Origin of the sequence: uncultured Faecalibacterium sp., from assembly GCF_900066275.1 — a bacterium.
In the GTDB taxonomy this organism is placed as follows: Bacteria; Bacillota; Clostridia; order Oscillospirales; family Ruminococcaceae; genus Faecalibacterium; species Faecalibacterium taiwanense.
The window spans coordinates 1-21721 of sequence record NZ_FMFG01000022.1 but is presented as its reverse complement, the minus strand read 5'-3'; the positions used below and the strand labels follow the sequence as shown (position 1 = coordinate 21721).

The following is a 21721-nucleotide window of genomic DNA, read 5'->3' as shown; positions in this document are numbered from 1 at the left end:
CTTTTTATGTTCTGCACTTATGTATCCAGATCCACGGCTTCCAGCACCGTGATGTCCTCTTTTTCAAAGGCGGTGCGGATCATCCCGGCAAGGCCTGGCATTTCGGCCTTGTTCTCGATGCACAGGGTGATGATGCCATTCAGGCTGGAGGCTTCCACACCCATGGAGCCGCCATCCGGCGGGACCCAGACGTTGAAGTCTTTGGTGTACTGCTCAAGCTCCGGCGTAGCCGGCAGCAGCGGATTGCCCAGATAGCTGAGCCAGAAATCCGCCGGGACACCGCTGATGTACTCACCCATCTGGAACACCCTCTGCTTGATGCGCAGGGGCGCTTTCTGCTGGTCTACCTTGTACACCCAGCTCATTTGCTGGACCATCTGGCGCAGCTTTGCCTCCGGCTGCAGGGTGCGGAGCACCTCGGCATCCATTTCCGGCACGATGTCCGCAAGGCGGGTGTCATCGTTCAGCTTCACGCCGCTCTGGAAGGAGCACACGCAGTTGTAAAGGGCATCCGGCACGCCCGCTTCCCTGCGGGTATCTGCCGAGTAGGAATACTGGATCTCGTCTTTGCCCAGATAGCTGCGCAGCGCAAGGCTCAGCAGACCGGCCAGCGCTGTAAAGGGCTTGACGCCGTTCTCCACTGCCCGGTCCACAAGGCTCTGCTTGGTCAGCCGCACCTGAGTGCGGCGCATCCTGCCCTCGTAGGTCTGCACCACATCCCTCTGCATCGTGCTCTCGGTGGCTGTAGGGGATGGGTATTTTTCCATCATGGCCTCGATGTCATAGGCCGGGCTGCACACGATGGGCGTGTTTTCAAACGCCGTGCCATAGCGCAGGTTGCAGTACTGTTCCAGAATGCGGGTGAGGAAGGGCGACACCCCGTGGCCGTCCATGAGGAAATGATACCAGTCAAAATAGACGGTGTTCCCCTCACAGCTCACGCTGAAAAGATAGCCGTTCGTTTCCTCCGGGATATCGCGCTGTGCACTGCCCTGATACACAAGGCAGGGGTTCGGGTTCGGCTCCAGAAAAAAGCTCCGCTTTTCCTGCACCAGCTGTACCCGATAGTACGGTGCGGCCGAAAGCGCCGCCTCCAGTGCGCGCTGCAAAAGAGCGGGTTCCACCGCATCCTGCAGCGCAAACTGGTACCGGCACAGGATCTTCTCCCGACGGAAGAAGTACATCGTTCCCTGAAAGATGTACTCCGTCGAGCGCTGCGACTCATTCATGAACTGTTACCCCGCGTTTGCCGCCAGATAATCCACCAGATCCCCTATGGTCACAAAGTTGCGCAGCTCCTTTTCAGGGATGCGCAGGCCGAAGGTCTCCTCGAGGTCTGCCACAATGGTCAGGATCTCCATTGAGGACAGATCCAGATCGTCCATCAGGACGCTGTTCTCATTCACATCTTCGGGAGAGACCTCGGCAACATCCTCCAGGATGGCCAGGATCTGGGAAATGATCTCTGCTCGTTCCATAGAAATTTTCTTCCTTTCCGTGACGGATAATAGGCACAATCTCCTGTGCCTTTCCATAATAATACCCTGATTCTCTCCTGTGCGCAAGGGTTCCGCCAACAAAGCTTTGTTTTTTGTCGGAACTCCTGTTTTCAGTCTGCCGGTCTGCCGGCCCATTTATGCATCCGGGCATTCGATCGCATCCGTATCACTGGCGCAGCAGCTTGCCTGCACCGTTACGCGGCAGCGGCTCGGTGCTGAACTCCACTGCGCTCATACGCTTGTACAGCGGCAGGGTGCGGTTTGCCTCGGTGATAAAGTCCCGCACCTGCTGCTGTTTGTCCTCGTCGCAATAGACCACCACGCCGATCTTCTTGCCCATTTCTTTTACAATACATTCCTTCACGGCTTCGCACTTGCCCACGATGCCTTCCAGCTCTTCGGGGTTGATATTCTCGCCGCTGTCCAGAATGATGAGGTTCTTCTTGCGGCCGGTCAGGAAATAGTAGCCGTCCTCGTCCTTGCGGGCCAGATCGCCAGTGTGGAACCAGCCGTCCGCGTCAATGACCTCGGCGGTGGCCTCCGAGTCCTTGTAGTAGCCCAGCATGATGCTGTCGCCGCGCATGCACAGCTCGCCGTCCTCGGCGATCTTGTAGTCCAGATAATCGTTGCCCTGACCCACAGCGCCGATGTGCTTTGCGTCCTGTGCGTAGTTGATGATGCCGTCGCCGCAGGTCTCGGTGCTGCCGTAGGTCTGCACCACGAACATGCCGTGTTCCGCCATATCCAGCATCACCTGCGGGTCGAACATGGCAGAGGAGCAGATGGGCACCCACAGCTCACCCAGACGGTCCTTGCGGCCGCGCATCACATCGTGGTGGAGCGAGTTCATGATGACCGGCACCACCGCCATGGCCTGACTGGGCATCCGCTTTACCTCTTTATAGAAGTTGCGGATGTCGCTGCTGACGTTCAGCGCCCAGCCTGCGTGGGCCCAGGAGAACAGGCAGATGAACGCGCCCAGATGGAACATGGGCAGCACGGTGTACTGGCTCATGACGAGGTCCGGTTCGTGCTTATACGCCATCATGTGCTCACCGATCTGGGTGTGGGCACGCATCACCGAGAAGAAATTCTTCTCGCTCAGCATCACGCCCTTGCTGCGGCCCGTGGTACCGGAGGTGAACATCAGGACCATCAGGGCTTCGTGGTCGATGCAGCGGGTCAGCTGCGCAGGCTCATAGCTTCGGAAGCCATCCATGGGGCGGAGGATATCGCCGTAGGCAGCCTTGAGCTGGTCGTTGAAGCCGTAGTCGTCGCCGTCGGTCAGGATGGCATCCGGCTCCACAAGGCCCAGCTCGTAGCTCAGCTCGTCCCAGCTCTTGCGCTGGTTCAGCAGCACCAGCACCGCACCGGCCGCCACCACGCCAAAGGTGTTCACGGCATACTCGTAGCTGTTCTTGGTGAGCAGGCAGATCTTTTTGCCCTTGATCTCCGGGATGGTGGACTGGAAGTAATTCACCGCCTTGCGGATATCCTGCACATAATCCTTATAGAGGATGGTGGTCACGGCATCGTTTGCGGTGTCGTAGAAGCGGAAGGCCACATTATCCTTGAAGCAGTCTTCCATGTTGATGGTGATAAGGTCGTAGACATTATCCAGCACTCTGATCTTACGCATTGTTCTGTTTCCTCCCGTGTTCAGCGCAGCAGTTTTCCCATGGCGTTGCGGGGCAGCGGCTGTGCGCTGAACTCCGTCACCATGCGCTTGTACAGCGGCAGGCCGCGGTTGACCCCGGTGACGAACTCCTTCACCGCATCCTGCTTTGCAGGGTCACAGTAGATGAGGGCACAGATCTTTTTGTCCTTTTCCTTCACGATGCACTCCTGAATGTCCGCACAGGGCACCAGCAGCTTTTCCAGCTCCTCGGGATTCACGTTCTCGCCGCTGTCCAGAATGATCACGTTCTTCTTGCGGCCGGTCAGGTACATGTAGCCGTCCTCTTCCACCCGGGCAATGTCGCCGGTATGGAACCAGCCGTCTGCATCGATGACTTCTGCAGTGCCTTCCGGGTCCTTGTAGTAGCCCAGCATGATGGGGTCGCCCCGCATGCACAGCTCGCCGTCGTCCAGCTTGTATTCACAGCTGAGGTCCACATGGCCCACGCTGGTCAGGTACTTTGCCTCCTGCGAGGAGTTCCATGCACCGTCGCCGCAGGTCTCGGTCAGGCCGTACATCTGGGCCACAAAGAAGCCCTTCTCCATCATATCACTCAGAATCTTGGGGTCAAACATGGCAGCGCCGCAGGTCAGCACGCACAGGCCGTTCAGGCGGTCGCGGCGGCCCTTCATCACGTCGCTGTAGATGCTCTTCAGCAGCACCGGCACCACTGCCATCACCTCGCTGTGCATGGCACCCAGATCACGGTAGAAATACTTCAGGTTGTTGCACAGGTTGATGGAGTGGCCGGTGATGCTCCACGAAACAAGGCTGGTCATGGCGGAGATGTGGAACATGGGCAGGGCGGACAGGGACGAGAACTCGTCGGTATTCCAGCCCGTGTACTTCTTCACATCGTCAAAGGGGTCCAGAAAAGCCGGCATGGCGCTGAACAGGTTCTTCTGGCTCAGCATAACGCCCTTGCTGCGGCCGGTGGTGCCGGAGGTGAACATGATAAAGGCCAGAGCAGAGAGGTCCTCCACCTCGGTCACGTCCTCGGCAGGCTCATAGGCCGCAAAGACATCCATGGGCTTCAGGATGCTGCCGTAGGTCTCAGCGAGGGCAGGCTCCCGCTCCGCGAACTCGCCATCCTGCAGGATGCACACCGGCTCGGTGAGGCCCAGCTCATAGGAGATAGCATCCCAGTCCTTGCCAAGGTTCAGCGGCACAGCCACGGCTCCGGCAATGACCGTGCCGTACATGCAGATGACATACTGGTAGCTGTTGCGGGCCAGGATCGCCACACGCTTGCCGCGCACATCGCCATACTCTGCACGCAGGAACGCCACGAACCGGCGCAGATCCTGGGCATACTGTGCGTAGTGCACCTCGGCCACGCCCTGCTTTTTTTCATCATACCAGCGCAGAGCCACACGGTCTGCAATGTTGGTTTCCATATTGCAAAGTGACTGATACAGCGATGTAATCATTTTTTCCTCCATTTTTATCATCCGATCCGGCGCTCCTGTGTAGGCCAACACAGATCCTTCCAGTCATTTCCAACTGTGCCCAGTATACAATAAGGCCCGTGTCAATGCAAGAGTTTTGCAACATTTAATTCCAAACATTGACAATAAAATCTTGCATATCATGTCGTTTCCAGATGTAAATTCTGCCTTTCGTTGCGAAGCCACCCTGCCTGTGCTATGCTTTTATTGCAGGCTGCAATGTGTCCCCGCCCGCCGGACCGCAATTCAAAATTGACAGTCTGTGCAAAAAGCATTATACTGGGTTCATATCCATACAAAATTTTATCTTTTTCATTCAAAATCTACGCATTGTGCGGCGTCCGGCTCTGATGGAATGTCCCGCGCAAGGAAGGAACCTCCATGGAAGGAACCAAGCCCCGCACCGCCAGCTCCATCGGCATGTTCGACATGCTCAAGGGTGCCGGTATGCTGACCATCGTTTTTGCGCATACCGCCGAGCTTTATCCCATGCAGGCGGTCAGCGGCCTGTCCCTGACCGCGTTTTTCCCCTTCATCTACCGCGAAGCGCTGATGGCCGCCTTTTTTATTGCCAGCGGCTACGGCTTCCGCAAGCGCTCTATCCACAAGTGCATCCACCAGCAGCTCAAAAGCCTGCTCAAACCCTATGCTTACACGGCGCTGTTCACCTGCGTGCTGCACTTTATCATTCATTATAAGACGTTCCAGTACCTGCCCGGCACCATCGGCGAGTCTATCAAGGTCACCGGCGGCTTTCTGCTGGGCCTGCCCCACACGGCCGAGTATTTCGGGCAGGAGTTCTTCTCCTGCGGGCCGATGTGGTATCTGCTGGCGCTGATTGTAGGCTGGGTGCTGCTGGATGTGATCCTGAACATCTTCCCGGAGCGCTATGTTCCATGGGCTGTGGCAGGCTGCGTCCTGCTGGGCTGGGGCGCGAGCCTTGTGTGGGAGCTGCCCTTCTGCCTGATCCAGGGTGCCGTGGTGGTGCCCTACCTCTATATCGGCTTCCTTGCCAAAAAGAAGCATCTGCTGGACGAGCCCCTGCCGCCCAAGGTCTTTGCCGGGCTGCTGGCCGCCACAGCACTCATTGCCGTAGGCGCTCTTGCTACCCGCACCACCGACTGCATCTCGCTGGCCGAGTGGTCACTGGGGCCGCTGAGCATCTTTCTGGACGGTGCTGCAGGCTTGCTTTTCATCCGGCTGTTCATGCGGCTCAGCCGCGGCCATGGCCCCATCGTGCACTTTCTGGAAGCGGTGGGCCGCCGTTCGCTGAACATTTTCTGCGTACATACCGTGGAGATCATCGCTATTCCGTGGTATCTGATGGTAGCAAAGTTCTCTGCGCAGCCGGTGCTGGGCATGTGGCTGCAATATGCCATCTCTCTGGGCTCTATCTGGCTGGTGTGTGAGCTGCTGCGTGTACGCCGCGCACTCATCATCCGATTTTTCCCTGCACAGCGCAGAACGCCCGCCGTGCACTATACCTCCCGGCACTGACATGTTTTTCCGGCTGCTGCGGTGCAGCCATCATAAAAGTAAGAGGAGAATCCGGTTATGAACAACGATGTCCCCGAGACCCTTGCTGCGGCCCGCAGCCGCGCTGCTGACTTGGAACAGCAGCTCAAGCTCTCTGACGAAGGTGTATCCCGGCTGGCACAGCGGTGTCTGGAGCTGGAACAACAGGTGCTGAACTATCAGGCCGCACTGGCAAGGCACGGCAGCGACAACGAGCCTGCCGCCCTGACCCTGCCGCAGCTGTTCTACGATTCCGGCTCCGGCTATTCCCCGCGGGAATGCCTGACCGTTGCCGAGGATGCCTACGACGAACTGACCCACGAGGTCTCTGCGGTGTTCACCCTGCCCACGGATGCCCGTGCGCTGCGGCTGGACCCCGGTGAGCTGGCCTGCTGCGTGACTGACCTGAGCATCTCGGACGAGCGGCTGGAATGCCGCGCCATGAACGGCATCCGGCTGCAGGAAGACTGCCTGCTGTTTTTGGATGTGGACCCCAACCTGACCGTGTGCAGCACCGTGCCCTTTGCGGCCGGGATGAAGTTTGCCGTGACCTATCATTACTATCCACTGGGCCGCTTCCAGCACGAGCAGCCCGGCAAGGCCCTGCTCAGCGCGTTGAATACCATCAAGCTGCATGCTGAGGCCGAAAAGAACGATGTTCTGGAACAGCTGCAGGCCGCCCTTGCCGAGAACACCCGGCTGAACAATCAGCTGACGGAACTGCAGAACAGCCGTGCTGCCTATGAAGATTCGCTGGAAAACCTGTACGAGAGCAGCAGCTGGCGGCTTACCGCACCGCTGCGTGCTTTGCGCCGCCTGCTGCGCGGCTGAATCGGATCGCTAAAGGAGTTGTCAACATGTACAGCAGTTACAGCACCCTGCAGCGTAAGCAGCTGACGAAGCAGGTTTATACCGATACCCAGAGCACCTATCTGCTGGTGTATGCACCGGGCCGTCATCAGGCGCTGGAGCACGCACTGGAAAACCAGCTGCACCGCAAGTTCCGGCTGGTGACGGAGCTGGCCCCCGCCCTGACCGACTCGGTGGAGGGCGTGCTGCTGGTCAGCGAAGATCTGGAGTGCACCTCCACCGCCCTGACCTATTTTGCCGCCGCCCTGCGCACCGGTGCCGATTTTGTGGTGTGTGATGCCGCCTTTGGCTTCGATGGCTCCACCGCCCTTTATCTGAGCACCCAGCACATCCCGTGCAGCCGTTGCGCCATGGTATCGCGGAAGCTTCTGGACCGGGTGCGCGCCGCTGCGCGCGGCAGGGACAGCGTGACCGAGCTGCTGCGCCTTGCCACCGCCATGGCGGAAAACTGCCACCGTATCCCGCAGTCTTTGCTGCACTTCCGGCGGGAGCTGTGTGCCGACGATGTGTTCTCTGCAGACGGAAAGCGTGCTTTGATCCTGAGCCACGAGCTGACCATGACCGGTGCGCCCATCGTGCTGACAAGTGCCGTGCCGGTGCTGCGCAGCATGGGCTTTGAAGTGGTGGTGCTTGGCCCTGCGGACGACGGCTCGCTGCCGCTGTTTCTGGATGCCGGTGCCGCCGTAGTGACCCGCAGCGACTGCGTGATGAACTCGTCGCTGTGGGGCCTTGCCACCAGTGCCGATTTTGTGCTGGCCAACACCGTGGTAGAGGCTGCCGCCGTGAGCACCCTGAACGGCTCCTTCGTGCCGGTGCTGTGGTGGCTGCACGATGCCTTTGCAGGCTACCCATTCATTGCGCACAAGATTCCCAAAACACTGGGCTCCAATGTGCATGTGTGCGCCGTAGGCTCCCACGCCACTGCCGCCATGCACTCGGTGCGGCCGGACTTCAGCATTGAACAGCTGATCTACGGTCTGCCGGACTATGCGCAGGAAAGCTTCCCGCCCTACGATATCAGCTATGCCGGCGGCAGGCCGCTGTTCGTGACCGTAGGTTCCTTTGAGCCGCGCAAGGGTCAGGATATTTTCTGCAACGCCATCCGCCTGCTAAAGCCCGAGGTGCGCCAGAAGGCTGCTTTCCTGTTCGTGGGCAAGGCGGCGGACAAGAGCCTGAAGAACGCCGTGGATGCACTGGTGGAGGACTACCCGGACACCGTTTTCTACCGCAAGCGTCTGGAACGGCCCGAGATCAAATCCCTGATGGATCAGTGCACCTGCGTGGTATGCGCTTCCCGCGATGATCCCATGCCAACCTTCGTCACCGAGGGCCTGATCTTCGGCAAGCCCTCCATCGTGTCGGAGCACACCGGCACCGCCGGGCTGATCACCGAGGGCGTGGACGGCTTTGTGTACAAAGACGACGACCCGGATCAGCTGGCAAAGGTGCTGGAGCATGCTATCCTGCATCCGGAACAGCTGGCCGCCATGAAAGCTGACTGCCGGAAAATGTACGAGAAATATTATTCCAACGAAGCCTATGTTGCCACCCTGACACGGCTGGTGAACGAATCAACAGACTAAAAACAAGATAAAGGCAAGGGTCGATGCGCGCATCTGCCCTTGCCTTTTTATCATTCCATCAAAATTGCACAAGAAAATTCCAGTTCCGTTCACAAAGACACAGGCCGCGTGTGTTATACTTTTATCAAATCATTCCGCCTGAAAGGAGCCTGTTCTCTCTATGAGCCAACCCGCCTCTGCCGCACCTTCCCGCAAAAAGACAGTGATCTCGCTGCTGGTGCTCGCCGCACTTACCGGCATCATCGTGCTGCTGTTCAAGGACAACTGGGCCGAGATCACCGCAGCGCTTTCGCAGCTGTCCGCATGGCAGGTGCTGGTGGTGCTGGCCATCGGCCTCAGCTACCCGCTGCTGGAGGGGTGCGTGGCGTGGGTCATCGTGCGCAGCCGCATCCCGGGCTTCAGGCTCTGGCAGGGCATCGATACCGCGTGGTGCGGCACCTTTGGCAATGTGGTCACGCTGGGCGCAGGTGCAGTGCCGGTGCAGACATGGTATCTGCACCGCTGCGGCCTGCCGGTTGGCCCGGGCGTGGGCCTGATGACCCTGCAGTACGTGTTCCACAAAACCACCGTGCTGCTGTATGCCACGGTGATGCTGCTGTTTCAGCACAGATGGCTTGCCGCCAACACCACCGGTGTGATGAATTATCTGCCCATGGCATACGCTGTAGTGGCGGCCATCATTGTGGTGCTGGTGCTGGTGTGCGTATCGCCGCTGGTGCAGAACCTTGCCCGCTGGCTGATGCGTCTGCTGCCCAAAACGGAAAAATGGCAGCAGCGCCGCGCCGACTGGCAGCAGCAGCTGGATGTTCTGGGCGAGGAGAGCCGCCGTCTGCTGGCAGATAAGCCCCGCTGCGCTGAAATTCTGGCATTGCAGGCGGTCAAGCTGTTCGGGCTGTTCTGCCTGCCCTACCTGTGCATCCGGTTCATGGGGCTTTCCCCTCTGAGCTTTTTGCAGGTGCAGCTGCTCACCAGCCTGATGCTGTTTTTGTCCAACGCCCTGCCCAATGTGGCCGGCATGGGCTCCATCGAGACGGCATTCCTGCTGGTGTTCGGCAGCTTTCTGGAGCGCGGCGAGGTGATGAGCGTGATGATGCTCTACCGCATCGCCAGCTATTATGTGGTATTTGCCGCCAGCGCCGTGGGTTTCTTCTTTGCCCAGCGGCATCTGGGCCAAATGGGAGCGGAGCTGCCAAAGGAGGCATAATTCTTATGAAGGAAAAAGGCATTCTGTCCCGGTTCAGCATCGTTTTGCTCATCCTGCTGGCGCTGGTGCTCATCCTTCCCTCTGCCCGGATCGACCTTGCATCCAGCATTGAGGCCAGCACACAGGCCAGTGTCCGGGTGGAGCACATTCAGAACTTTGCCCGCTCCGCAGAGATGGACGTTCAGCTGCTCTCTGCCGACGATCCGGCCTATCAGCAGATCGCAAATGTGCTCTCCGGCCTTACCTGTGTCAGGCGGTTCAACCAGCAGTATTCCTCCTACAGCCACGAATACCCGGTGGATTCCGTCACCGTGAGCTACTACGATGATGCCGAGAACAATAACCTCCTGTTCACCGTCTACTCCGATGGCACCGCCATTGTCAACAGCCAGTTCGTAAAGATCAAAGAACCCAAGGGCGGCGCGGAGGAAGTGTATCAAAAGCTGGCGGAAATCGTGAAGTAAAACTCCTTCCGTCTGCTCGCTGCACTCGCATCCACCTCCCTCAGTGAGGGAGGCTTTGGCAAAACTGTAAAGTTTTCCGCACTGCCAAGGGCTCCCTCTTTGAGGGAGCTGGCATGGTGTCAGCCATGACTGAAGGAGTTAAAAACAAAAATCGGGGCATGCAGGTGGTCAAGCTGCATGTCCCGTTTTTGTTTCTTTTGCACACGGTGCGGTACCAATCACACCGAATGCCGCGCATCGAGCCGTGGGAGCAAACTAAAACCACAGCTCACTTGAAAAAAGAGAATGGAATGGAGGAATTGGCGTTTGCGCAGCAATGAAAGCCCCAGTGGGGCTTTTAAGCCACAAAGCGGTCTTGCGTAAGCAAGATGGAGTGGCCTCGCCACGACAAACTTGGGGATCACCTGACACAGCTCCGCAGCTCTGCCATGGCGGATCCGGTTTTCGCAGAAGCCCTTGCAGAGGCTTCCGCTTTTCTGGTGCAACGTGGTTAGATTTGTCTAACCTCGTTGCGAGAACAGAATACCACAGCCGGTTAGTCTTGTCAACCCTTATTTTGCGATTTTTTTCGCAAAATAGGTGCACCGCCGGGATTTCGGCGTTTTTTCTACATTCTGCCCAAAGAAAGCCCCCTTGCTTTGGAAGAAAACCCACTTGTTATCTATTGCTTTTTAAAGTGGTTCTTGCTATTATAATAACGCAAGATTTTGTGGGCAGGTTTTCATTTTTGTCTACACCTTGTAGTCGGGGCTGCCACAATCGGCAGTTCAAGACCGTTTTGCCCCCAGAAAGCCGCCATACAGAGCGGTTTTTCAAAGGCTCATTAGTTAGAAAACGCTAACTGCGTAATGGAGCAAGGAGGTTCCAATGATCAATTTTGAACAGTGGGAAGGCTTTGAGGGCCGTATCTGGAAAGAAGAAGTCAATGTGCGCGACTTCATCCAGAAGAACTACACCCCGTATGACGGCGACGAAAGCTTTCTGGCCGGCCCCACCGAGGCGACCGACAAGCTGTGGGGTGCCCTGCAGAAGCTGCAGAAGGCCGAGCGCGCCAAGGGCGGCGTGCTGGATATGGAGACCGAAGTGGTCAGCAGCCTGACTGCTTACGGCCCCGGCTATATCGATGAAAGCCTGAAGGATCTGGAGCAGATCGTGGGTCTGCAGACCGACAAGCCCCTCAAGCGCGCCTTCATGCCCTACGGCGGCATCAAGATGGCAGAGCAGGCCTGCACCACCTACGGCTACCAGCCCAGCGCCGAGCTGCACAAGATCTTTACCGATTATACCCGCACCCACAATCAGGCTGTGTTTGATGCCTACACCCCTGAGATGAAGGCGGCCCGCCATACCCACATCATCACCGGCCTGCCGGACACCTACGGCCGCGGCCGCATCGTGGGCGACTACCGTCGCGTGGCCCTGTACGGCATCGATGCACTGATCAAGTTCAAGCAGGAGGACTTCGCCAACTGCGGCGACGGCACCATGACCGACGACGTGATCCGCCTGCGCGAGGAAATCGCCCGCCAGATCAGTGCCCTGAAGGGCATGAAGAAGATGGCCGAGGCCTACGGCTATGATATCTCTCAGCCTGCAAAGAACGCCAAGGAAGCCTGCCAGTGGCTGTATTTCGGGTATCTGGCCGCCATCAAGACCCAGAACGGCGCTGCCATGAGCGTGGGCCGCATCTCCACCTTCCTGGATATCTACATCCAGCGCGATCTGGACAACGGCACCCTGACCGAGACCCAGGCTCAGGAGCTGATCGACCACATGGTCATGAAGTTCCGCATGGTCAAGTTTGCCCGCATCCCCAGCTACAACCAGCTGTTCTCCGGCGACCCCGTGTGGGCAACGCTGGAAGTGGGCGGCATCGGCATGGATGGCCGCAGCATGGTCACCAAGAACTGCTACCGCTTCCTGCACACGCTGGAAAACATGGGCCCTGCACCGGAGCCGAACCTGACCGTTCTGTACTCCTCCGCCCTGCCGGAGAGCTTCAAGAAATATGCCGCCAAGGTGTCCATCGATACCAGCTCTGTCCAGTACGAGAACGACGACGTGATGAAGCCCGTCTGGGGCGATGATTACTCCATCTGCTGCTGCGTGTCTGCCACCCAGACCGGCAAGGAGATGCAGTTCTTCGGTGCCCGCGCCAACCTTGCCAAGTGCCTGCTGTACGCCATCAACGGCGGTGTGGACGAGAAGAGCCACGAGCAGTGCGGCCCCAACTATGCCCCCATCACCAGCGAGTACCTGAACTACGACGAGGTGCTGCCCAAGTATGTCCAGATGCTGGACTGGCTGGCTGGCCTGTACGTCAATGTGCTGAACCTGATCCAGTATATGCACGACAAATACTACTACGAGGAAGCCGAGATGGCCCTTATCGACACCGACGTGCGCCGCACCTTTGCCACCGGCATTGCAGGCTTCTCCCACGTCATCGACTCCCTGAGCGCCATCAAGTACGCCAAGGTGAAGGTAGTGCGTGACGAGAGCGGCCTTGCCACCGGCTTTGAGACCGAGGGCGACTTCCCCAAGTACGGCAACGATGATGACCGCGCCGACGAGATCGGCGTGTGGCTGCTGCGCACCTTCCTGGAAATGATCAAGAAGCGCCACACCTACCGCAACTCTGAGGCTACCACCTCTATCCTGACCATCACCTCCAACGTGGTATACGGCAAGTACACCGGCGCTCTGCCCGATGGCCGTGCCGCATTCACCCCGTTTGCTCCCGGTGCAAACCCCAGCTACGGCGCAGAGCAGAACGGCCTGCTGGCTTCCCTGAACTCGGTGGCAAAGCTGCCCTACCACTGGGCACTGGACGGCATTTCCAACACCCAGACCATCAACCCGGACGCTCTGGGCCACAGCGAAGGCGAGCGGGTGGAGAATCTGGTACAGGTCATGGACGGCTACTTCGATCAGGGCGCACACCACCTGAACGTGAACGTCTTTGGCAAGGAGAAGCTGCTGGATGCCATGGAGCACCCCGAGAAGGAGGAGTACGCCAACTTCACCATCCGCGTCTCCGGCTACGCCGTCAAGTTCATCGACCTGACCCGTGAGCAGCAGATGGACGTTATCTCCCGCACCTGCCATGCAGCCCTGTAACCCCATCGGCTATGTCCACTCGCTGGAATCCTTCGGCTCTGTGGACGGCCCCGGTGTGCGCTTTGTGGTGTTTTTGCAGGGGTGTGCCCTACGGTGCAAATACTGCCACAACCCGGAAACGTGGGCTGCGGAGGGCGGCGAGGAATGGACGGCAGAAAAGCTGTTCCAGCGGGTCTACCGCTACCGCAACTACTGGGGCAAGAAGGGCGGCATCACGGTCAGCGGCGGTGAACCGCTGCGCCAGATGGAGTTTCTGACGGCATTCTTCGAGCTGGCCCGCTCCAAAGGCGTGCACACGGCTCTGGATACCGCCGGGCAGCCCTTCCGGCCCGATGACCCGGATTATCTGGCCGGTTTCGACCGGCTGATGAAGTCCACCAGTCTGGTCATTCTCGACCTGAAGGAGATCGACCCGGAACGCCACCGGCAGCTCACCGGCAAAGACAATGCCAACATCCTTGCGATGGCGCGGCATATTTCTGACCTCGGCATCCCGCTGTGGATCCGGCATGTGCTGGTGCCCGGCCTGACCGACGACGAGGAGGGCCTGCGCAGGACCGCAGACTTTATCCGCAGCCTGAAAACGGTGCAGCGGGTGGAGGTGCTGCCCTACCACACGCTGGGCCTGTTCAAGTGGCAGAAGCTGGGCATCCCTTATCCACTGCCGGACGCCGTGCCGCCCACCGCGGAGCAGGTGAAGCGTGCAGAAGAGCTGCTGGAAGTGAGCCGGTATCCCGGCTAAGCTCCTGATTTGAAAAACGACCGTTTCCGGTGTGCAGAATGCGCCGGGAGCGGTCGTTTTTTCTTGACTTCCCTTCTGTACACCGTTATAATGAAAAAAGTAAAAAAGGAGAAACAGCCATGCAGATTTTCAATACGCTGACCCGCCAGAAAGAAGAATTCGTGCCGCAGGTGCCCGGTGAATACCGCATCTATGTCTGCGGCCCTACCGTTTATAACTATATCCACATCGGCAACGCCCGCCCGCTGATCGTGTTCGATACCCTGCGCCGCTACCTTGAGTACCGCGGCAACAAGGTGTTCTATGTTTCCAACATCACCGATATCGACGATAAGCTCATTAAGAAGGGACAGGAAGAGGGCACCTCCATGAAGGAGGTCGCTCAGCGCTTTGAGGCTGAGTACCTCAAGGATGCCGCCGGCCTCAACTGCAAAAAGCCCACCGTCCAGCCCCGGGCTACCGAGCACATCCAGCAGATCCTGGATATCGTGAAGGATCTGATCGACTCCGGCCACGCTTATGTTGCCAAGAACGGCGATGTGTACTTCCGGGTGAAGAGCGATCCCGAGTACGGCAAGCTGAGCCACCTGAAGCTGGACGATCTGGAGAGCGGCAACCGTGAGCTGCGCAGCCAGATGGACGACGACCTGAAGGAGGACCCCGCAGACTTTGCCGTGTGGAAGGCCGCAAAGCCCGGTGAACCTGCATGGGAAAGCCCCTACGGCATGGGCCGTCCGGGCTGGCATATCGAGTGCAGCGCCATGAGCCGCACCCATCTGGGCAAGACCATTGATCTGCACTGCGGCGGTCAGGACCTGATCTTCCCCCACCACGAGAATGAGATCGCACAGAGCGAGTGCGCCAACGGCTGCACCTTTGCCCGCTACTGGATGCACAATGGCTTCATCAACGTGGACAATCAGAAGATGTCCAAGAGCCTGCACAACTTCTTCACCGTGCGGGACGTGGCGGATGTCTACGGCTACGAACCCATCCGCTATTTCATGCTGACCGCAGGCTACCGGATGCCGCTGAACTACACCGTGGACCTCATCGAGAGCTGCAAGAACAGCCTGGAGCGCCTGTACACCTGCCGCGAGAATCTGGATTTTGCCCTGACCAAGGACACCTTTGGCACCGACGAGACCCTGAAGGAAAAGGCTGCCGAGGCCCGCACCAAGTTCTGCACCGCCATGGACGATGACCTGAACACCCCGGATGCACTGGCTGCCGTGTTCGATCTGGTCAAGGAGATCAACACGCTGTCGGCTGTTTCCTCCAAGGATGCCCTGCAGACCGCCGCCGCTGCGTTCGACGAGATCACCGGCGTACTGGGCCTGCTGTACAACCGCAAGAAGGACGAGGTGCCCGCCGAGGTGACTGAGCTGGTAGAGAAGCGTGCCGCCGCCAAGAAGGCCAAGGACTGGGCCACTGCCGATGCCATCCGTGCACAGCTGACCGAACTGGGCTGGGCGGTCAAGGATACCGCACAGGGCCCGCAGCTGAGCAAGCTCTAAATTAAAGTAAAGCTATTCGCGGCATGTTGCGGATGGCTTTACTTTTTTGCACGCATTTGCCATAATAAGGAAGAAGATCAGCTTTGCGGAGGGAACAGCAATGAAGGTCATGGTTTTTGACGTAGGAGGCACCGAGATCAAATATTCGGTCATGGACGAGCAGATGAACCGTTTCGATGCCGGTTCCGTGCCCACGCCGCAGGATACGCAGGAGCATTTTCTCGACACAATATACGCTCTGTATGCACCGCATAAGGATGAAGTGGACGGTATCGCCATGGCGCTGCCCGGCTTTGTGGATGCCAACACCGGCTATGTCTCCAACGGCGGGGCACTTCTGTACAACACCGGCACGCAGGTGGGGCAGCTGGTGCGCGAAAGATGCGGCTGCCGTGTCACGCTGGAAAACGACGGCAAGGCTGCAGCCATTGCAGAGCTGCGGGCCGGTGCCTTGCAGGGCTGCTGCAATGCGGCAGTGTTTATCATCGGCACCGGCGTGGGCGGCGGCATCATTGCCAATGGCCAGCTGGTGCGCGGCGTGCACTTTACCGCCGGAGAGTACAGCTTTGTGAACACCAACGCCGACGAGTGGGAGAATACCGAAAAAACCATGGCCTGCCAGTGCAGCACCAAATACCTGCTCAAGTGGTACCGCGCCCGCAAGGGCCTGCCCGCCGATGCTCCCATGAACGGTAAACTCTTTTTTGATGCCGCCAATGCCGCCGAGCCGGAAGCGCTGGAAGTGCTGGAACGGTTCTGCAAGATGGTGGCCGTGCAGATCTACAACCTGACCGTATTGCTGGATGTGGAAAAGGTAGCCATCGGCGGCGGCATCAGCAAGCAGCCGCTGCTGCTGGACGATCTGCGCCGGGTATATGCCGGGCTGTTTGCTTCCCGTGGGGAATCGCCCTACATGATCGGTCTGCCCCGCTGCAAGATCGTGCCCTGCCATTTCAGCAGCGAAGCCAATCAGGTGGGAGCATTGTATACCTATCTGCAGGCGGAAAGCAAAACCATTTAATGGCTTCCGCTTCGCTCTAGCCATATTCAGTGGAACAATTATTTTTATAGAGCAAACTCCGGCAGACTGCGGTCTGCCGGAGTTTGCATTTTCACAAGATAGGGCCGTATTGGAAAACGGCATCCTCCCTTAGATTTACTTATTGGTCAGCCGGTTGAAGTGCGGCTTTTCGTCTTCTTCCTTCTTCGGTTCCGGCTTTTCCGCCGGGGTCAGGCGCACCTCGGTCACGCGGCGCTTGGCCGTGCGGGTAACGACACCGTCGTACTCGCCCAGCGTGAACCGGTCGCCCACCTTGGGCAGATGGCAGGTTTTTTCCTGCACCAGACCGTTCACCGTATTGGAATCGATATCTTCATCCTCCGGCAGGCCCAGCCTCTCATACAGGTCGTCCACACCGGCACTGCCCAGCACGATCCAGCTGCCGTCCGACTGCCTGCGGAAGTCCTCGGTCGCTTCGTCATGCTCATCCCAGATCTCGCCTACCAGCTCTTCCAGAATGTCTTCCAGCGTGATGATGCCCTCGGTACCGCCGTACTCGTCCACCACCACCGCCATGTGATGGTGCTGCTCGCGCAGGGTGCGCAGCAGCTGGGAGATCTGGGTGGAGCCGGTGGTATAAAGGGTGGGCTTCACAAGGTCTTCCAGCGTGGTATCCTTGCGCAGACGGCCAAGGTAAAAGTCCTTTTCATGTACCACACCGATGATGTTGTCAATGGTGCCGTGGTAGACGGGCAGACGGGAATATCCCGATTCCGCAAAGGTATCGGCCACCTCATCCAGCGAGAGATCGTCCTCCACCGCGATCACATCCACGCGGGGCGTGAGGATCTCCTCCACCTCCACATCGTCGAACTCAATGGCGCTGCGGATGAGCTGGCTTTCCCGGTCGGTCAGCTCGCCGTCGTTCTCGGCCTCGCTGACCATGGTCATCAGCTCACCCTCAGTGATGGTGTCCTCCTCGGTGCTGCGGATGAAATGCCCCAGCAGGCGCTTCCACTGGCTGAACAGCCAGGTCAGCGGGGTGAACAGGATCATGAGCAGGTTCAAAAAGGGCGAAACCGCTGTGGCAACCGTCTCCGGCATCTCCTTTGCAAGGCTCTTGGGGGTCACCTCGCCAAAGATCAGAACCACAATGGTCAGCACGAAGGTGGACACCGTCGCGCCCCGCTCCGGGTCCAGCAGGCGGGTGAACAGCACTGTGCCAATGGATGCTGCGGCAATGTTGACGATATTGTTGCCGATGAGGATGGTGGAGAGCAGCTTGTCGTACTTTTCCGACATAGCCAGCACGCGGGCTGCTGCCGAATCGCCGTCCTCGGCGCGGCTTTTCAGGCGGATCTGGTTCAGGGAAGAAAATGCGGTCTCAGAGGCGGAGAAAAAGGCGGAAAATGCCACCAGAATGATCAGCGCCGCCAAAAGCGTAATACTGCCATCGTCCATAAAAAGGGAAATCACACTCAACTTTCTGTTTTTGTTTGAACCCTCTCAGGCATCGCTGCGCGATGCCAGCTCCCCCGAGGGGGGGAGCTTTTTTCTGTGCGCCCGCAGCCAGCCCCTTCCACGCAGAAGGTGCTGCTGCCCGGGATATCGCACACTGGCGCAACGCGCCTGAGAGAGTTTTGGGATAAATGTTCTTACATACAAAAATGTGCTCCCCATCGTTGCTGTTCCGCGATGAAAAGCACATCAATGTTATTTGTAATCATACCATATTCTGTACGGTGGTGCAAGCTTTCTTGCCGCAAAGTCCGTACAGAACAGGTAAAATTCACATTATCGCAGGGTCAAAGCGCCATTCTCGCAGTCTACCGTCAGGGTGTTGCCCTCGGTATAGCTGCCCTGAATGATGGCCTTGGCGATCAGGGTCTCCACGCGGCTCTGGATGAACCGCTTGATGGGACGTGCGCCATAGACGCTGTCGTAAGCAGAATCGATGATGAAGTCCTTGGCAGCGGTGGTGACCTCCAGCTTGAGGTGCTTGCCCTCGTCCATGCGCTTGCGCAGATCCTGCAGCTGCAGATCCACGATCCTGCGCATCTCGTCCTTGGTCAGGCTCTTGTAGTAGACGATCTCATCCAGACGGTTCAGAAATTCGGGGCGGAACTTGCTCTTCAGCAGCTGGTCGATCTGGTGCTTTGCTTCCTCGCTCAGCTCGTTGGAGCCGTTGGCACGGCGCTGCTCCAGATCGTTCAGGATGATGTCGCTGCCCAGATTGGAGGTGAGGATGATGACCGTGTTCTTGAAGTCCACGGTGCGGCCCTGACTGTCGGTGATGCGGCCATCGTCCAGCACCTGCAGCAGGATGTTGAACACATCGGGGTGGGCTTTTTCCACCTCATCGAACAGCACCACGCTGTAGGGCTTGCGGCGCACAGCCTCGGTCAGCTGGCCGCCCTCTTCATAACCGACGTATCCCGGAGGCGCGCCGATCAGACGGCTGACGCTGAACTTCTCCATATACTCGGTCATATCGATTCGCACCATGTTGCGCTCGTCGTCAAACAAGGCCTGTGCCAGTGCCTTGGCCAGCTCAGTCTTGCCAACGCCGGTGGGGCCGAGGAACAGGAAGCTGCCGATGGGGCGGTTGGGGTTGGCGATACCGGCGCGGCTGCGCAGGATGGCCTCGCTCACCTTGGTCACAGCCTCGTCCTGACCGATGACCCGCTGGTGCAGCACATCGTCCAGATGCAGCAGCTTCTCGCGCTCACCCTCCACCAGTTTTTCCACCGGGATGCCGGTCCAGCGGGCCACGATGCGGGCGATCTCCTCATCGGTCACGCGGTCACGCAGCAGGCTGTCCTCCTTCTTGGCGGCGGCGATCTTCTCTTCCTCTTCCAGCTGTTTCTGCAGCTGGGGCAGCTTACCGTATTTCAGCTCGGCAGCCTTGTTCAGGTCGTACTCGCGCTGAGCCTTTTCAATGTCGGCATTGGTCTGCTCGATCTGCTCACGCAGGGATTGCACCTTGCCGATGGCGTTCTTCTCGTTCTCCCACTTTGCCTTCATGCTGCGGAACTTGTCCTGCAGCTCGGCCAGCTCCTTTTCCAGATCCTTCAGGCGGCTCTGGCTCAGGGCATCGGTCTCCTTTTTCAGGCTCACCTGCTCGATCTGCAGCTGGGTGATGCGGTGGGCCAGATCGTCCATCTCGCTGGGCATGCTGTCCATCTCGGTCTTGATCATGGCGCAGGCTTCATCCACAAGGTCGATGGCCTTATCCGGCAGGAAACGATCCGTGATATAGCGGTCGGACAGGGTGGCAGCGGCGATCAAGGCGCTGTCGTTGATCTTCACGCCGTGGAACACCTCGTAGCGTTCCTTCAGGCCGCGCAGGATGGAGATCGTGTCCTCCACGGTGGGCTCATCCACCTGCACCGGCTGGAAGCGGCGCTCCAGAGCGGGGTCTTTCTCGATATACTGGCGGTACTCGTCCAGTGTGGTGGCACCGATGCAGTGCAGCTCGCCCCGGGCCAGCATGGGCTTGAGCAGGTTGCCTGCGTCCATGGCACCATCGGTCTTGCCGGCACCCACGATGGTGTGCAGCTCATCGATGAAGAGGATGATCTTGCCCTCGCTCTTCTTCACCTCGTTCAGCACGCTCTTCAGGCGCTCCTCGAACTCGCCGCGGTACTTTGCACCGGCCACCAGAGCGCCCATGTCCAGACTGAACACGATGCGGTCCTTCAGGTTTTCGGGCACATCGCCGCGCACGATACGCTGTGCAAGACCCTCTGCAATGGCGGTCTTGCCAACGCCGGGTTCACCGATCAGGCAGGGGTTGTTCTTGGTCTTACGGGACAGGATGCGGATCACGTTGCGGATCTCCTGATCACGGCCGATGACGGGGTCCAGCTTCTGCTTGCGGGCAAGGTCTACCAGATCCTGACCATACTTCTGCAGGGCGTTGTAGGTCTCCTCGGGATTGTCGTTGGTGACGCGCTGGTTGCCGCGCACTGCTGTGAGCTGCTGCAGGAACTTATCTTTAGTGATGCTGAACGCACGGAACAACTCGGTGGTGTTCTGGGTCTGCTCGTCCAGCAGACCAAGGAACACATGCTCCACGCTGATATAGTCGTCCTTCATGGCCTTGGCTTCTCGGGCGGCGGCGCTGAGCACCTTATCGGCAGCCTGCGAGATATAGACCTTGTCGGGGTCACGGCCGGAGCCGGAGACCCGGGGCAGAGCCGAAAGCTTTTCGGCCACGGCGGCAGCAAAGCTGCCGGGGTCAACATTCAGCTTCTGCAGCAGCTGCGGGATCAGGCCCTGCTCCTGCGAAGCGAGGGCGTGCAGCAGATGTTCGGGTTCCAGCTGGTTATGCTGATACTCCACAGCCAGCTGCTGCGCTGCCTGCAGAGCCTCCAGCGTTTTCTGTGTATATTGATTGGTATTCATAAAGTCAAGCCTCCATTCATACCGGAAGGTTTATTTTAGCGGACACGATAGTCATCTGCTAAAAGTCCGGTGCAGAGATGCTGCCGAACGGGAAGCAGCGGCTATTCTTCAGTTGTTTCACGGTTTCAAGCACCTCCTGCCGAACTGGCTTTGCTTGTTTTAGCACTCTATCTGTTCGACTGCTAAAACTATACTCCTGTTTTCCCACTTTGTCAATAGGGTTCATAAAAAGTTTGCAAATCACAGTTTTTGCTAGAAAAAACACGCAGCCTTGCCATACCGTTCATCGCGTAAGCGACTTAAAATCGGCGCAACACAAAAAATCCTCTAGCGCAGCGACTTGGATTTTTTGTATGGAGCCCATCTGCTTTGGGATTATTAAGGGCGAGCAGCCCTTAATTCGCAACGGCGACGACCGCGGCCAGCGGCCGAAACAGGGAGGAGCCGTTGGGGCAGCGGCCTGCAGGATGCGAGTGCCGCGCAAGGCACGAAGCAGACGCAGGGAGCCGCAACCCGCCGCCTCCCGCGCCTCGAAAGTAGCGGAGACCTTGCCGCGCTGAACACGCGGCATTTGCTGCGCAAACCGGTCTGCGGCTTAAAAGCCCCACTGGGGCTTTCATGCCCTGCGGGCACCGCCGTCCTTTCTGGTTCTCTTTTGGCACGCAAAAGAGAAC

At 58.5% G+C, this 21721-nt stretch carries 16 protein-coding genes; 10 read left to right on the top strand and 6 right to left on the bottom strand.

The features are described 5' to 3' along the window. Positions 1–17: 17 nt before the first annotated feature. The 4 genes from QZL71_RS08580 to QZL71_RS08565 all read right to left on the bottom strand — a co-directional run bounded on the left by QZL71_RS08580 (position 18) and on the right by QZL71_RS08565 (position 4607). Positions 18–1229: a hypothetical protein gene (locus tag QZL71_RS08580; RefSeq protein ID WP_294648490.1), complete on the bottom strand. Its 1212-nt coding sequence runs from the start codon at positions 1227–1229 to the stop codon at positions 18–20. Between the two features lie 6 nt (positions 1230–1235). Next, positions 1236–1478 carry an acyl carrier protein gene (locus QZL71_RS08575; protein WP_044953961.1) on the bottom strand — a complete coding sequence of 81 codons (243 nt, stop codon included), beginning with the start codon at positions 1476–1478 and terminating at the stop codon, positions 1236–1238. A 187-nt stretch (positions 1479–1665) separates the two neighbouring features. Continuing rightward, on the bottom strand, positions 1666–3138 hold the full coding sequence (locus QZL71_RS08570; protein ID WP_294648489.1) for a class I adenylate-forming enzyme family protein: 1473 nt from the start codon (positions 3136–3138) through the stop codon (positions 1666–1668). A gap of 20 nt (positions 3139–3158) precedes the next feature. Continuing rightward, positions 3159–4607, bottom strand: coding sequence for a class I adenylate-forming enzyme family protein (locus QZL71_RS08565; RefSeq protein ID WP_294648488.1), 1449 nt, complete (start codon positions 4605–4607; stop codon positions 3159–3161). 399 nt (positions 4608–5006) lie between these two features. Between QZL71_RS08565 and QZL71_RS08560 the strand changes: the two genes are divergently transcribed. The 10 genes from QZL71_RS08560 to QZL71_RS08515 all read left to right on the top strand — a co-directional run bounded on the left by QZL71_RS08560 (position 5007) and on the right by QZL71_RS08515 (position 16661). Continuing rightward, on the top strand, positions 5007–6122 hold the full coding sequence (locus QZL71_RS08560) for an acyltransferase family protein (protein ID WP_294648487.1): 1116 nt from the start codon (positions 5007–5009) through the stop codon (positions 6120–6122). 57 nt (positions 6123–6179) lie between these two features. After that, complete coding sequence (locus tag QZL71_RS08555; RefSeq protein ID WP_097781329.1) at positions 6180–6971, top strand: hypothetical protein; 792 nt, start codon at positions 6180–6182, stop codon at positions 6969–6971. A 26-nt stretch (positions 6972–6997) separates the two neighbouring features. Next, the gene (locus QZL71_RS08550) at positions 6998–8593 is read left to right on the top strand and encodes a glycosyltransferase family 4 protein (RefSeq protein WP_097774307.1); all 1596 of its coding nucleotides are present in this window, start codon (positions 6998–7000) and stop codon (positions 8591–8593) included. 160 nt (positions 8594–8753) lie between these two features. After that, positions 8754–9797, top strand: a complete 1044-nt coding sequence (locus tag QZL71_RS08545; RefSeq protein WP_294648486.1) for a lysylphosphatidylglycerol synthase transmembrane domain-containing protein — start codon at positions 8754–8756, stop codon at positions 9795–9797. Positions 9798–9802: 5 nt separating this feature from the next. Continuing rightward, positions 9803–10261: a hypothetical protein gene (locus QZL71_RS08540; RefSeq protein WP_154255533.1), complete on the top strand. Its 459-nt coding sequence runs from the start codon at positions 9803–9805 to the stop codon at positions 10259–10261. A gap of 125 nt (positions 10262–10386) precedes the next feature. Next, positions 10387–10581 carry a hypothetical protein gene (locus tag QZL71_RS08535; RefSeq protein ID WP_294648485.1) on the top strand — a complete coding sequence of 65 codons (195 nt, stop codon included), beginning with the start codon at positions 10387–10389 and terminating at the stop codon, positions 10579–10581. A 547-nt stretch (positions 10582–11128) separates the two neighbouring features. Continuing rightward, the gene (pflB, locus tag QZL71_RS08530; RefSeq protein WP_005943931.1) at positions 11129–13381 is read left to right on the top strand and encodes a formate C-acetyltransferase; all 2253 of its coding nucleotides are present in this window, start codon (positions 11129–11131) and stop codon (positions 13379–13381) included. Then, a complete protein-coding gene (gene pflA, locus QZL71_RS08525; RefSeq protein ID WP_005943928.1) occupies positions 13368–14123 on the top strand; it encodes a pyruvate formate-lyase-activating protein in 756 nt (251 codons plus the stop codon). Before pflB ends, pflA begins: the two co-directional genes overlap by 14 nt. Before the next feature lie 119 nt (positions 14124–14242). Continuing rightward, on the top strand, positions 14243–15640 hold the full coding sequence (cysS, locus tag QZL71_RS08520; RefSeq protein WP_097781325.1) for a cysteine--tRNA ligase: 1398 nt from the start codon (positions 14243–14245) through the stop codon (positions 15638–15640). A 100-nt stretch (positions 15641–15740) separates the two neighbouring features. Continuing rightward, positions 15741–16661 (top strand): ROK family protein, encoded by a 921-nt coding sequence (locus QZL71_RS08515; RefSeq protein ID WP_294648484.1) that lies wholly within the window; start codon positions 15741–15743, stop codon positions 16659–16661. Positions 16662–16796: 135 nt separating this feature from the next. On the opposite strand, the gene QZL71_RS08510 is transcribed toward QZL71_RS08515, so the two are convergent. Both QZL71_RS08510 and clpB read right to left on the bottom strand, forming a co-directional pair. Then, positions 16797–18101, bottom strand: coding sequence for an HlyC/CorC family transporter (locus QZL71_RS08510; protein ID WP_005943918.1), 1305 nt, complete (start codon positions 18099–18101; stop codon positions 16797–16799). Between the two features lie 333 nt (positions 18102–18434). Beyond that, positions 18435–21047: an ATP-dependent chaperone ClpB gene (gene clpB / locus QZL71_RS08505; protein WP_097781323.1), complete on the bottom strand. Its 2613-nt coding sequence runs from the start codon at positions 21045–21047 to the stop codon at positions 18435–18437. Positions 21048–21721 lie beyond the last annotated feature (674 nt).

Bases quoted from the DNA above. Each gene is read 5' to 3' on its own strand.
- QZL71_RS08580 (WP_294648490.1), bottom strand. From the start codon at position 1,229: ATGAATGAGTCGCAGCGCTCGACGGAGTACATCTTTCAGGGAACGATG.
- QZL71_RS08575 (WP_044953961.1), bottom strand. From the start codon at position 1,478: ATGGAACGAGCAGAGATCATTTCCCAGATCCTGGCCATCCTGGAGGAT.
- QZL71_RS08570 (WP_294648489.1), bottom strand. From the start codon at position 3,138: ATGCGTAAGATCAGAGTGCTGGATAATGTCTACGACCTTATCACCATC.
- QZL71_RS08565 (WP_294648488.1), bottom strand. From the start codon at position 4,607: ATGATTACATCGCTGTATCAGTCACTTTGCAATATGGAAACCAACATT.
- QZL71_RS08560 (WP_294648487.1), top strand. From the start codon at position 5,007: ATGGAAGGAACCAAGCCCCGCACCGCCAGCTCCATCGGCATGTTCGAC.
- QZL71_RS08555 (WP_097781329.1), top strand. From the start codon at position 6,180: ATGAACAACGATGTCCCCGAGACCCTTGCTGCGGCCCGCAGCCGCGCT.
- QZL71_RS08550 (WP_097774307.1), top strand. From the start codon at position 6,998: ATGTACAGCAGTTACAGCACCCTGCAGCGTAAGCAGCTGACGAAGCAG.
- QZL71_RS08545 (WP_294648486.1), top strand. From the start codon at position 8,754: ATGAGCCAACCCGCCTCTGCCGCACCTTCCCGCAAAAAGACAGTGATC.
- QZL71_RS08540 (WP_154255533.1), top strand. From the start codon at position 9,803: ATGAAGGAAAAAGGCATTCTGTCCCGGTTCAGCATCGTTTTGCTCATC.
- QZL71_RS08535 (WP_294648485.1), top strand. From the start codon at position 10,387: ATGACTGAAGGAGTTAAAAACAAAAATCGGGGCATGCAGGTGGTCAAG.
- pflB (WP_005943931.1), top strand. From the start codon at position 11,129: ATGATCAATTTTGAACAGTGGGAAGGCTTTGAGGGCCGTATCTGGAAA.
- pflA (WP_005943928.1), top strand. From the start codon at position 13,368: ATGCAGCCCTGTAACCCCATCGGCTATGTCCACTCGCTGGAATCCTTC.
- cysS (WP_097781325.1), top strand. From the start codon at position 14,243: ATGCAGATTTTCAATACGCTGACCCGCCAGAAAGAAGAATTCGTGCCG.
- QZL71_RS08515 (WP_294648484.1), top strand. From the start codon at position 15,741: ATGAAGGTCATGGTTTTTGACGTAGGAGGCACCGAGATCAAATATTCG.
- QZL71_RS08510 (WP_005943918.1), bottom strand. From the start codon at position 18,101: ATGGACGATGGCAGTATTACGCTTTTGGCGGCGCTGATCATTCTGGTG.
- clpB (WP_097781323.1), bottom strand. From the start codon at position 21,047: ATGAATACCAATCAATATACACAGAAAACGCTGGAGGCTCTGCAGGCA.